The organism is Streptomyces wedmorensis (assembly GCF_000716445.1).
Classification (GTDB): Bacteria; Actinomycetota; Actinomycetes; order Streptomycetales; family Streptomycetaceae; genus Streptomyces; species Streptomyces wedmorensis.
In genome coordinates this window covers 37,889-49,922 of the sequence record NZ_JNWK01000071.1, presented here as the reverse complement: position 1 = coordinate 49,922, position 12,034 = coordinate 37,889, and the positions used below count along the sequence as shown (strand labels likewise).

The window sequence follows — 12,034 nt, the reverse complement described above, 5'->3', positions numbered from 1 at the left end:
GCACGGCCCACTGCTCGTCAGAAAGATCCCCTCGCCCCACACCGCGATCATCACGGCACAGGGCGAGCGGCGAAACCTACTTCCAAAACACGCCCTAGACAACCGATGCGGGCACACGGAGTGCTCCATCAGCGGCCTACCCCTTCCATGACCACGACTGTGGGGTTCCGATGTGTCCCTCCCTTCCTCCCGCAACCTCTTCGAGGGGGGATCCAGGCTGGACGGACGTACACGAAGATCCGGTGGTCGTGTCTGCAGCTGAGGTGCGGGGCTGTCTCTGGGTGGTTCGGGCCCTGAGCGTCGAAGGTGTAGGTGGTGCGTCCGGCGCGGGTGAGACGGCTGCCGGTGTACCGGCGCTCGCCGCCGGTGTCGCTGCCGGGAGCGTTGGGTGGAAGTCGGCGCGAGTGATGTCGCCGGCCAGGTCGTAGGCGTAGCGCTCGCTCCGGCCGTCGGTGTGGACGGCTGTGATGCGGCCGGCCGGTCGAAGGTGCAGGAGCGCTGTCCTGTCGCCGATGGACACGGGGGTGCCGTCGGCCTGATGAGAGACGGCCCACTTGGCCGACAGCCCGGCCAGGCGCTGTGGCCGAGCGCTACGGCGCACGCAGCCACGAGGCGGGCCGCCTCGCCCTCAAGCCCGACACCGACACCGACACCGACACCGACACCGACACCGACACGACCATCATCGAAGCAACTTCGGTGGCGACCAGGCCAAGCAGATCGTCCGTCAGGCGTGGGCTGACCTGGAACGGTGGGGCGGAACGAAGGGCCGGCTCATGCCCGCGCTGAATCCGGTGCACGCCAAGGTGGGCAAGAGACTTCATGCCGAGCCGATCGACCAGCTCTGCGCCCAGGGGCTGGTCCACCACGTTGGCGAGCGCCCGCGGCCGGAGGGGCGGTTCGTCACGTCGATCCCGGACATGGAATCCCCCGACCGGATGGACGCGCTCGTGCACGCCCTCACAGAGTTCGCCGACCCAGCCGCGGTGTTCACGGGCAGCGGCTCATACGACGACCAGCACCTCGCCGGCCGCGCTGCCTACGCGGCCCAGGGGAAGAACAGCAAAGGTCAACAGTGCCCTGAGTCACTCACCCATACGCGTGCAAAACCTGGCAAACCATCTTCAATGCCAAGAACTGATAGAAAATCCTCATACTCTCGGGCACAGTCACGTGTCCGGTTTCTGCACAAGGAAGGCATCGCATGGCTCAGGGGACTGTGAAGTGGTTCAACGCGGAGAAGGGGTTCGGGTTCATCGCGCCGGACGACGGCACGCCGGACGTCTTCGTGCACTTCTCCGCGATCGACTCCTCCGGTTACAGGTCGCTGGAAGAGAACCAGCGAGTGGAGTACACGACATCACAAGGCCCCAAAGGCCCGCAGGCCGAACAGGTCCGCCCCCTCTGAGAAGTCATCTCATCTGGTGAGTCTGCGGTAGCAGATGAGGGCGCAGGGGATGCTGGTGAAGGCGAGGCAGTGGTCGGCCTTGCGTTCGTAACGGCGGTGGAGTCGGCGACAGCCAGCCAGCCGGGCCATGATGCGTTCGATGGTCCATCGGTGTCGTCCCAGCCGCTGGGAGGTCAGGCCTCCAGCAGTCGATGTCGGCGTTCCGGCGGCTGCGCCGTCAGCTGTGCGGCCATGGTCGGCGGGCCGCATGCAGCACCCTTGTGCCGGTCCGATGACCGTGAGTCCCACCTATGCAGCGCGACACCGTGCACGACCCGGTGAAGACCGGCGACACGATGGCCCGCTCGACACTACGGCCGCTCTGGTGGGACTGAACCAGGCCGGAGCCCCATCGGGTGGTGTGCGGCCGACGGCCGCACACCACTGCCCTGTCAGTAGGGCACGGACGTCGACCGGCGGAACCTGATACTCAGCCGGCAGACTGGAAGCAAAAGCCTTACGCAGGAAGACCGAGTCGCGGCCGGTGGACGCGGCCTTGCCCGGTGACCTCGCCGGCAATCTGTCGTACGGCCGTGGCGTGGCTGCCGGTCGTGTCGCGGCCGAGGGCTTCGCGGCTGACGGCTTCGCGGGCTCCCGCGGCTGCTCCGTCCCCGACGTACATCCAGCCACCACCGGCAACGTGGCTGCAGTGCGCATGAGAGACCATCACCTCAACACGATCCCCCGGGTGTACGGCTCTTGCCCGGCAGACGACAGCGCCAAAGCAATGGTCAGTCCGGCCCTTTGGGCGCCATCTCAAATTGGCTCGGTACGCTGCGCGAGGAGAAGAAAAGCGTCGCCATCGCCTCCAACGAGTCCTTCTCCGGCTGGACCGAAACCTTCACCGGCCCCCGCCTCTGCGCTGCCATCGTCGCCCGCCTCACCTTCGGCGGCAACATCATCGAGACCGGAACCGACTCCTACCGACTCGCCGCCACCAGAGCCCAAGCGGAGCGGGCACCTGTCTGAGCGCGGTCAGCCTGCGCTATCGAACGGCCCCGCATTCATCGACGATCATGGTCGGCTCCGACAGGAAGACGTCCCGGCCGACGGGGCCGTAAGCGATGTTGAACGTGTCCAGCCAGTACGACCAACCACGGATCCCCAGGGCGCTGGTGAACCGGTAGTTCAACTGCCAGCGAACCCACTGCCCGGGAAGGAGTCGAACTGCCGGCGGCCTGCGCGGACGAGGCGGCAACCCGAAGAGCGGCTCCACACGAGCGAGCACTCGGAGCCGATCGCCTTCGTCCCGCAGGCTGACACCGATCTCGCGAAGGTCTTTCTGGCTCGAACGTGGCTCGAAGCCGTCACGCTCAGCCATCTGGACGAAGTGGGCAGACCCAGAGGGCACCTGAGGCAACGCGAAGCCGACCGGCGCCGCGTTCCTGCGGGCAGCGGCCGCCCCGCCCCGGGACTGCTTCGTCCAGGACGTCTTGATCCACTGCACCGTGATGTCCATTGCGCCTGCCTTCACCGAAGGTCTACGGTCAACATGTGCTTGACGTCACTCAGGCGAGCGGCGAACGACCGGCCTCGGCCCCACTTCAGGAGGGCCGAGGAGTTGTCGTCAAGATCTGTCCGTTCTCCCCTACCTCTCACTGGCTGTGCGGACGCTGCTGGGTCTCCGCATCCGGCGCCTGAGGGTTCGGGCCCCGGAAGCGCGCGAGCGTCTTGGTGAGGGCCTTCCATGGCGAGGGGTCTTCCTTGGCCGTCGCCGACGGTGCCGTCCGTGGTGCGCCGTCGCCGCCGGTCGCCTCGGCGAGGGCGTCGAGCGCCGACTCGGCGGCCTCCCGGTACAAGTCGCAGGATGCTGTCATGGCCTCGAGCGCCTTGGCATACCTGGTGACCATGGCCTGTGCGTGGATCAGTTCCTCGGCGGGGGTGAGCAGATGCCAGCCCTGGCGCAGTCGTGTCAGGGCCTGTTCGGCATCGGCGGGCAGTGGCCGGGGCAGTGAGGCGAACTCCGCGATCTTGTTCAGGAGTTCGGTGGGTTCCGTGCCGTCCAGGAAGACATTGCGTACCGTGAAGTACTCCGCGTCGTCATCGAGGGCCTGCGGTGTCAGGGGGAGGATCACGGCGCCGCCGCGCGGTATCCCCACACCCAGCTCACGCTTCATCACGAAGTCGGCGATCAACGCCTGCTCCGGCGTGGCACGGTGCTCGACCACCCGGTGCCGCAGGCTCGGCGGCAGGAACGCCGTGATCGGTCGGCGTCCCAGGGCGTCCGGCGTCATCGCCTCGTGCACCACGACATGGATGGACCAGCTCTGCCGAGTGCAGGCCCGCAGCAGGCGGCGCAGCTCGTCGTCGTCCTTCGGGAGGTGGTTCGTCGTCCGCAGGCGCACGTCCGGCACCGGCTCATGGTCCCAAGCGACCAGGTCGCTGTCGGGCCAGAACATGGTGGCCGGCGAAGGCCAGCCCGCCTCCCACGCCCGCTCGGCCTCGGCGGCCAGGACCCAGGTGACGCCCTCGCTCTTCTTACGGCGCGACTCGGGCTCGTACGTAGTCAGCTGCGCGCGCACGGTGAGGCCGTCGGCCACACACCAGCGGGCCTCGAAAACGCGGCGAGCGGACGGGCCGGGATCGGCAGACTCGTCCCTGGGGTAGAGGTCGGTGGAACGCGCCGCCTCGACGGGGTCGAGGTCCAGGAAGTCGTCGATCACCCCGGCCGCCTTGAGAGCGATCAGGTTGCGCCGGACGTCCCGCTCGGGCTCGGGCCCCGGGTGACACCCACGCCCCAGCCAGACGGTGTCGGGGACGATGGTCGGTGAAATGCTGTTCTTGGCCATGGAACCATTCAGTGGGCGATCAGGGCCCCACCAGTATGGTCCGCGACCCGGACAAGGGAAACCGCGCCCCGCCCGCTCCCGGTTGGAGGGCGGTAGCGCTCGGACTCACCGGTTGGAAGGCGGTAGCACTCGGGCTCACCGGTTGCACTGCGCCGGTCGTGACGCCTGGGCAGTGCTTCGCAGGCGATGCCGTCATCAGGGTCCTGGTCCTCGTCGAGCTGGTTCGGGTCACTCGTGTCGCGGTCGAACTCCGCCTGCGCGTCTTCCAGCCGCGTGAGCGTCCTCTTACGCTACGACCGGCCCGCCCCCGAATGGTGACGCTAAGTCGAACAGCAATCACGTAACGTGCAGTTTGAGGTGTTCTCCCAGGTGCGGCCGCATGTCGGGCTCACATGCCCAGGGCGACCATCCCGCGCACTGCCTGGTGAGCGGCACGTAGCCGTGGCGCGGCGGTCCCGGCGCCGCGATCTTGTGGCGGCATGGTGCGCGGCGAACCGTATCCGCCGCAGGAAGTGCCGCGCACCCCGCATCGGCACATTCTGAGTGCATGAACGCCCAGTGCACCTATCGCTCCGAATGCCGGGGACGCCGGGCCGCGGCTGCCGTCGCCGCATCTGGGGCACTCCAGTTTGATGCAGCTTACGGAGACGATGAGAGCGCCACCGGGCCGCCGATCATCACACAAGAGTCCCTGGCACGAGCGACAGAGTCCCTCCCGCACGGGCTGATCTCTGTCGAAGACGCCGAGCTGCAGTTCTCCATGGTCGCGACCTGGAACGACCACTTCCTGTCGCTGATCAGGATCAAGGACCCCGACGGATACCGGTACCCCTGCCCCTTGACCTGGAAGCCCGGAACACCCAGACCCAGACGGCCGGCGGCGAGGCCGTCTTCGACCGCATCGTCACCGGTTCCCGCTGACGATCATCCCGATCGCCAGACGTCCTCCCGCTGCTCCAGCGATACGGGCGATCGGCCCGGCTGCCGACGGTATCGAGGAATGACCGCCCCGTGACCGCCCTCCCGGACGTTCCTCCCGCCCCCGCACCACCGACCAGGAGCACCTCCCATGCGTACGCACAGCACCCGCAGACTGCTCGGTGCACTCGCTGTTCTCGCCTCGTTCACGATGACCGCCACGGCCTGCGGCTCCGACGAACCGGACACCGGTGCCGTCAGCGCCACCCCGCCGGACATCAACGCCGCGCTGGAGAAGGGCGGCAAGGTCACGGTGTGGGCATGGGAGCCCACGCTGAAGAAGGTGGCGGAGGACTTCGAGAAGAAGTACCCCAACGTCGACATCGAGCTGGTCAACGCCGGCACCGGCGACGAGCAGTACACCGCCCTGCAGAACGCCCTCGCGGCCGGGTCCGGCGCACCCGACGTCGCCCAGATCGAGTACTACGCGCTCGACCAGTTCACCATCGGCAAGTCCGTCGAGGATCTCTCTCCCTACGGCGCCCAGAGGTGGGGCACCAGCTTCACCACCGGACCGTGGGATGCCGTCACCGGCGACAAGGCGGTCTACGCGCTGCCCATGGACTCGGGCCCCATGGCGTTCTTCTACAACAAGAAGGTCTTCGACAAGCACGGCATCGCCGTCCCCACCACCTGGGACGAGTACGTGCAGGCCGCCCGCACCCTCCACAAGGCCGACCCCAAGATCTTCATCACCAACGACACCGGTGACGCCGGTGCCACGACCAGCCTGATCTGGCAGGCCGGCGGACGCCCCTACGAGACCGACGGCACCGCCGTCACCATCGACTTCACCGACGAGGGCACCCGGAAGTACGCCACCACCTGGCAGAAACTCCTCGACGAGAAGCTGGTCGCGCCGATCAGCACTTGGAGCGACGCCTGGTACAAGGGCCTGGCCGACGGCTCCATCGCCACCCTCTCCATCGGCGCCTGGATGCCCGCCAACTTCACTTCCGGCGTCCCCTCCGCCGCCGGCGACTGGCGGGTCGCCCCGCTGCCGCAGTGGACGGAGGGCGACAAGACGACGGCCGAGAACGGTGGCAGCTCGCTCGCCATGCCGAAGGCCGCCAAGAACAAGGAACTCGCCTACGCCTTCACCGAGTTCGCCACCACCGGCACCGGCGCCACCACCCGCGTCGCCCAGGGCGCCTTCCCCGCCACCCGCGCCGACCTCGAATCCAAGGCTTTCCTCGACACCAAGTTCCCCTACTTCGGCGGCCAGCAGGCCAACCAGATCTTCGCCGAATCCGCCCGCAACGTAGGCCCCGACTGGACCTACCTCCCCTACCAGGTCTATGCCAACTCCATCTTCAACGACACCGTCGGCAAGGCCTACATCTCCTCGACGACACTCTCCGACGGCCTGAAGGCCTGGCAGGACGCCAGCGTCAAGTACGGCAACGACCACGGCTTCACCGTGAACAAATAGCCCTCCGAGGGCGGCAGCAGCTCGCGGGCGATCCGCAGCAGCTCGGCGCTGACCGCCTGGACTGCGGTCTGGGCGCGTACCGTCTCGGCGTGCTTGCGGCGCTCCTGGACGAGGTAGCCGGTCATCTAGGCCAGGGCGAGCATCAGGACGAGGAATGCGATGGCTGAGAGAAGGGCGTCCTGGGCGCCTCGGTGTAGCAAGCTGCGGCGATCTGCACAGCGAGGGCAGAGCCCGCGGCGTAGTGGCGGGGGCGCGATGCTCGGCGAGCGCGGCTCGGCGCAGCAGGAGCAGCCGGCGGGCCATGGAGCCGGGCACCGCTCCCCGGCCGCCTCCAGCGCCGTGACGCCCTCGTCCTCTTCGCGTTCGGGCGGGGCGGTGCCGCAGGCGGCGCGGTAGTCCACGGTGGCACCGAATCTGTCCTCATCGACCGGAACGGACGCACCCTCCCCTGCAGCGACACGGTCCTCCGTCCGCAGGCCCCGGCCGGACGGCAGGCGGGGCATTGGCACAGGACTCCCGAGGTGCCTCGTGTCTTACAGGTTTACCCATGAGGCGCGGTGGGACAGTGGAATCCGATGGCTGGTCGGCTGGGTCGCGGCCTGACCTTCCTCGACGCCCGGACTCGAACAGGAGCTCCTTTTTGCGCTTCTACGCCCAGACACCCGCACGCCGAAACCGTCAGGTGCTTGTGGACCTGATCGCTGTGGCCCTGATCGGCGCCGCCGTGTGGGCGGCCTTTGCCGTCCGCGAGGCGATCTTGCTGCTGGCCGAACCAGGGCGCAAGGTGGAGAGTGCCGGCGACAGCCTCGCCGAAGAACTCGGCAACGCGGGAGACGCGGCATCGGACGTGCCGCTCATCGGCGACATCCTGAAGAAGCCGCTCCAGTCCGCGGCCAGCGCCAGCTCCGGCTTCGCCGACGCGGGAGTGTCGCTCCAGGAGACCGTCGGCCAGGTCGCCAACGTGATCACGACGGCCCTCATTCTCATCCCGGTGCTCTTCGTCCTGCTGCTGTGGCTCCCGCCGCGTCTGCTCTGGATCCGGCGCAGCAGCACCTTGCGTCGCCTCGCGGAAACTCCCGGAGGCACGGACCTGCTCGCCCTGCGCGCCCTCACCGGTCCTCCGGGCGCACTCGACGAACTCCCGGCCCCGCCAGGCGGATGGGCCGACGCCTGGCGTCAGGGGGACCGGCAAGCCATCACCGACCTAAGCATGATCGCCCTCAACCGCATCGGACTCCGGCCCTGACGCGGGGCTCCCACTCCTCCGGCTCAGGACTCCGAAGCGGCGGAACGGACGGCCGCTCGTCGTGAGGCGTACGCCTCACGAGCAGGACGCCACGTCCTTTCAGGTGGTCACCGCGCGTCCCGACCGGCAGAAGACCGACCCGGATACGGCCGGTCTTCGCCGCACTGCCCGAGGCACACTTCCGGCACCGCTCCGAACGGGCCGTCACCGAACTCCGCCGCGGCCTCCCTACGGACCCCACCGAGTTGGCCCCGGTGTCCTAGCTCAGACACCAGCCGCAAACTAGCCGGATGATCACGCGCCCGTCGCCGTGGCGGCCTGTTCGTCGTGCTCCCGCAGCATCCGCATGACGGTGGCGGGTGAGGGATGCTGGCCCCTCTTCGCGCCGGTGGTGATGACGAGGCGCTTGGCGATGTCGCGCAGACTCATCTCCTGGTCGCGCAGGTGGAGGGCCATGGACAGCATGTCGTCGTCGGTTACCCCGGCGCCGCCGATGGTCTTGCCGCGCTTCCGCGCGGACTCGTGGCCTTCGAGGGTCCGGTCGCGGATGTACTCGCGTTCCATGCCGGACATGGCCACGAGCACGGTGAAGACGATGCCGGACGGGTCGTGCGAGCCCTTCAGCTCTCCGGTGAGGAACTCCAGGCCGACATCGCCCACCTTCAGCTCCTCGGCGAGCATGGCGAGTTCGATGCCGCGGCCGAGCCGTTTGTGCTCGTGGACGACGAGGGTGACGGCGACACCGGAGGAGCGGATCTCCCTGGCGAGCTTCACGGCAGCCTCCAGCTCGGGGCGCTTGGTGGCGCGGGTGGAGATCTTCTCCGAGAAGACCCGGGTGACCCCGGCCTCGCCGAGCGAGTCGAGTTGTGCGTCGAGGGACTCCCGGGCGGTCGATGCGCGGGCGTAGCCGAGGCGGACGTGGCCGACCGGTTCGGCGCCGGCGCGCACGGGCCGGGGCAGTTCGGTCCATACCGAGCCCGGCTTGCGTACGGCAGGGGTCGGCACGCTGAGCGCCTTGGCGAGTTGGGGTACCAGGCGGAAGCGGGCGGTGTGGTATTGGACGGCCACCTTGCCCTTGCCGGTCCGGCACGGGGAGCCCGCGGGGGCGGCGCAGGTGGACATCGGGCAGTCGTGCGATTCCACGCGCTTGAAGTCGTCGCTCACGACCAAAGATCGTTTCATGAGGGTGTTTCAAGCGTCCAGGCGTTTGCAACAACTCATGAAACGTGGTCGCCGCAGGTGAACCGTCGGGCGGCCGCGTGTTTCACGAGCGACCACCTATGAAACGCCGACCCGACCCCTCGGGGGGTCTCGGCCCTGGGCATTGCGCAGCGCTACGCGCCACCTGGACAGGGCTATAAGAGACCGGGGCCGTCAAGCGTGACGGTGGATGTCGTGACGGAAGCGATGCGGCGAGACCGCAGTCGGCGTGGCCCGCTCAGTCGGTTTCGGGTGTCTGTCGAGGGCTGGTGGAGTAGACCTTGTGCCAGTGCTCGGCCGAGCGGACCAGGTCCTCGATGATGTGGCGGAGGAACTGGCTCGTGTTCTCCAGTCGGGTACCGGCAGGGGTGGTGACGCCGAGCTTCCGGGCTCCGGCCGCGCAGGCTTCGGCGATCCGGGTCTGGTTGCGTGCGCCGGCCATGATGGATGTGAACACCGCGTCGTCGTCGATGACGTAGCGCTCGGCGCGGCTGCGGGGGTCGCGCTCGCGCTTGATGAGTGCCTGGTTCTCCAGGTAGCCGATGGCCTTGGAGACGGAGGCCGGACTGACCTGCAGGCGTCGCACGAGTTCTGCGGAGGTGAGGCTGCCGCTGTCGGTGGTGAAGAGCGCGGCGAGCACCTTGGCCATCATCGGCGGAAGCCCGGCCTGAATCATCAGCTCCACGCTCTGCGCGCCCACCTCGTCCACGAGCCGCGGATCGCGCCCGCCGAAGTCGGCGCTTCCCGCTGAGGTCGCCGGCGAGGGGACCCTGCGCTGACGCGCGTGCCCTGCGCCGCCCGCGTGGTGCGCCGCCTCGGCGTGGTAGCCGCGCGGCCCGCCATTGCGCATCACCTCGCGGGTGACTGTAGAGGTCGGCCGACCGATGCGGCGGCCGATGGCGGCGTAGGTCAGTCCCGCGCGCAGCCCCGCGGCGATCTGCTGCCGGTCCTGGAGCGTGAGTCGGTCGCCAGGCATCGCGGCGTCCTCCATTGTTCGACGTCCGAACCAGCTTAATGCAACGCATCGCCGTTGCATTACCTAGCACCCATCATGCAACGATTGGCTTCGTCTACCTGCAATTATGTCGCTGCTTCACCTGAATGCGTTTGACGGATTGCTGTATGCAACGCAACTATCACTAAGCAGTGAAGGATGGATGGCAGCTCATCGACGGAAGCGAACCCCCATGAACACCGACCTCGGTCCCCCCGCCCTCTCGGCGACTGCTGTACGCAAGGCGTACGGCGACCACGTGGTGCTGAACGGCATCGACCTCGACATCCCCGCAGGATCGGTCTTCGCCCTGCTCGGCCCGAACGGCGCGGGCAAGACCACGATGGTGCAGATCCTGTCGACGCTGATCCGCGCCGACGCCGGCGAGATGCGGGTCGCCGGCCACGACGTGGCCCGTGATCCGGACGGGGTCCGTGCGGCGATCGGCGTCACCGGCCAGTTCTCCGCGGTGGACGGCCTCCTCACCGGCGAGGAGAACCTGCTTCTCATGGCCGACCTGCACCACCTGCCCCGCCGGGAACGGCGGCGGTGCGCCACCGAACTCCTGGCGCGGTTCAACCTGGTGGACGCGGCCCGCAAGCCCGCGATGACGTACTCCGGCGGGATGCGGCGCCGCCTGGATCTCGCGATGACGCTGGTCGGCCGGCCCCGGGTGATCTTCCTGGACGAGCCGACCACCGGGCTCGACCCGCGCAGCAGGCGGACCATGTGGGAGATCATCCGCACGCTCGTGACCGACGAGGGTGTCACGGTCTTCCTCACCACCCAGTACCTCGAGGAGGCCGACCGACTCGCCGACCGGATCGCGGTGTTGCACCAGGGAAAGCTCGTCGCCCAGGGCACACCGGACGATCTCAAGCGGCAGGTCGGCGGCGGCCACATCACCCTGCGGTTCGCCGACGCCCACGGCCACGACAGCGCGGCCCGGGCCCTGGACGTGCTGTCCCGCGACGATGAGGCACTCACGCTGCAGATTGCCGGCCGGGGCGACGTCCGGTCGTTGCGCGCACTCCTCGATCGGATCGACCACGCCTCACTCGCCGTGGACGAACTCCAGGTCCACACCCCCGATCTCGACGATGTCTTCTTCGCCCTGACGGGCACCCCCGTCGCCGAACAGGAGCCCGCCCGATGAGCGCCGCCGCCCACGCCTTCACCGACTCGGCGACCATGCTGCGCCGCCAGCTGCGGCACATGTTGCGCTACCCGACGCTCACCCTCACCGCCGCCGGGGTCCCGGTGGTCTTTCTGCTGCTGTTCGTCTACGTCCTCGGCGGCATTCTCGGCAGCGGCCTCGGCGGGCCGTCGGGCGGGCGCGACACCTACGTGAACTACGTCGTCCCCGGAGTCATCCTGATGACCGCGGCCACCGCGGCCCAGGGCACCGCGATCTCGGTGGCGATGGACATGACCGAAGGGATCGTCGCCCGGTTCCGCACCATGGCCATCGCCCGGGTCTCCGTGCTCACCGGCCACGTGCTCGGCAGCCTGACCCAGACCCTGCTGAGCATGACCATCGTCACCGGCGTCGCCCTGCTGGTGGGCTTCGAGCCCACCGCAGGCTTCGCGGAATGGCTCGGCGTGATCGGCCTGCTCGTTCTGATCATCTTCGCGCTCACCTGGCTGGCCGTCGCGCTGGCCCTCAAGGCCAGGAGCGTCGCGGCCGCGAGCAACATGCTGACACCGCTGATGGTCCTGCCGATGATGGGCAGCGGATTCGTCCCCACCGACTCAATGCCTGCCGGACTCCAATGGTTCGCCGACTACCAGCCGTTCACCCCGTTCATCGAGACCCTGCGCGGCCTGCTGATGGGCACCCCGATCGGCAACAACGCGAATCTCGCCCTCGGTTGGTGCGCCCTGATCGCCCTGGGCGGCTACCTGTGGGCCAAGAAGCTCTACAACCGCGAGCCCACGCAGTGAGCTG

At 68.4% G+C, this 12,034-nt stretch carries 10 protein-coding genes and 2 pseudogenes; 6 read left to right on the top strand and 6 right to left on the bottom strand.

The genetic code is table 11. The annotated features are described in order from the left end of the window. Positions 1-590: 590 nt before the first annotated feature. The gene (locus tag OO54_RS36070) at positions 591-956 is read right to left on the bottom strand and encodes a hypothetical protein (RefSeq protein WP_157856577.1); all 366 of its coding nucleotides are present in this window, start codon (positions 954-956) and stop codon (positions 591-593) included. A 248-nt stretch (positions 957-1,204) separates the two neighbouring features. On the opposite strand from OO54_RS36070, the gene OO54_RS36065 reads away from it, so the two are divergent. Further along, on the top strand, positions 1,205-1,408 hold the full coding sequence (locus tag OO54_RS36065; RefSeq protein ID WP_033211150.1) for a cold-shock protein: 204 nt from the start codon (positions 1,205-1,207) through the stop codon (positions 1,406-1,408). Between the two features lie 9 nt (positions 1,409-1,417). On the opposite strand, the pseudogene OO54_RS47880 reads toward OO54_RS36065, so the two are convergent. Further along, positions 1,418-1,582 (bottom strand): annotated as a pseudogene (locus OO54_RS47880) (IS5/IS1182 family transposase); the annotation flags it as partial. 636 nt (positions 1,583-2,218) lie between these two features. Between OO54_RS47880 and OO54_RS36060 the strand changes: the two are divergent. Next, a pseudogene (locus OO54_RS36060) lies at positions 2,219-2,416 on the top strand (ATP-binding protein); the annotation flags it as partial. 16 nt (positions 2,417-2,432) lie between these two features. On the opposite strand, the gene OO54_RS36055 reads toward OO54_RS36060, so the two are convergent. Together OO54_RS36055 and OO54_RS36050 are read right to left on the bottom strand one after the other, a co-directional pair. Next, positions 2,433-2,906, bottom strand: coding sequence for a hypothetical protein (locus OO54_RS36055; RefSeq protein ID WP_033211147.1), 474 nt, complete (start codon positions 2,904-2,906; stop codon positions 2,433-2,435). 136 nt (positions 2,907-3,042) lie between these two features. Further along, positions 3,043-4,236, bottom strand: a complete 1,194-nt coding sequence (locus OO54_RS36050) for a hypothetical protein (protein ID WP_033211146.1) — start codon at positions 4,234-4,236, stop codon at positions 3,043-3,045. A 1,069-nt stretch (positions 4,237-5,305) separates the two neighbouring features. On the opposite strand from OO54_RS36050, the gene OO54_RS36045 reads away from it, so the two are divergent. Together OO54_RS36045 and OO54_RS36035 are read left to right on the top strand one after the other, a co-directional pair. Beyond that, positions 5,306-6,646: an ABC transporter substrate-binding protein gene (locus OO54_RS36045; RefSeq protein ID WP_033211144.1), complete on the top strand. Its 1,341-nt coding sequence runs from the start codon at positions 5,306-5,308 to the stop codon at positions 6,644-6,646. A 688-nt stretch (positions 6,647-7,334) separates the two neighbouring features. Beyond that, positions 7,335-7,892 carry a hypothetical protein gene (locus OO54_RS36035; RefSeq protein ID WP_234439644.1) on the top strand — a complete coding sequence of 186 codons (558 nt, stop codon included), beginning with the start codon at positions 7,335-7,337 and terminating at the stop codon, positions 7,890-7,892. 294 nt (positions 7,893-8,186) lie between these two features. On the opposite strand, the gene OO54_RS36030 is transcribed toward OO54_RS36035, so the two are convergent. Further along, positions 8,187-9,056: a recombinase family protein gene (locus tag OO54_RS36030; protein ID WP_033211167.1), complete on the bottom strand. Its 870-nt coding sequence runs from the start codon at positions 9,054-9,056 to the stop codon at positions 8,187-8,189. Between the two features lie 274 nt (positions 9,057-9,330). Then, positions 9,331-10,068 (bottom strand): helix-turn-helix domain-containing protein, encoded by a 738-nt coding sequence (locus tag OO54_RS36025; RefSeq protein WP_033211166.1) that lies wholly within the window; start codon positions 10,066-10,068, stop codon positions 9,331-9,333. A gap of 211 nt (positions 10,069-10,279) precedes the next feature. On the opposite strand from OO54_RS36025, the gene OO54_RS36020 reads away from it, so the two are divergent. Together OO54_RS36020 and OO54_RS36015 are read left to right on the top strand one after the other, a co-directional pair. Continuing rightward, entirely contained in the window at positions 10,280-11,242 is a 963-nt protein-coding gene (locus OO54_RS36020) for a daunorubicin resistance protein DrrA family ABC transporter ATP-binding protein (RefSeq protein WP_033211140.1), read from the top strand. Next, positions 11,239-12,030 carry an ABC transporter permease gene (locus OO54_RS36015; protein ID WP_033211139.1) on the top strand — a complete coding sequence of 264 codons (792 nt, stop codon included), beginning with the start codon at positions 11,239-11,241 and terminating at the stop codon, positions 12,028-12,030. The genes OO54_RS36020 and OO54_RS36015 overlap by 4 nt, the downstream gene beginning before the upstream one ends. Positions 12,031-12,034: the final 4 nt, after the last annotated feature.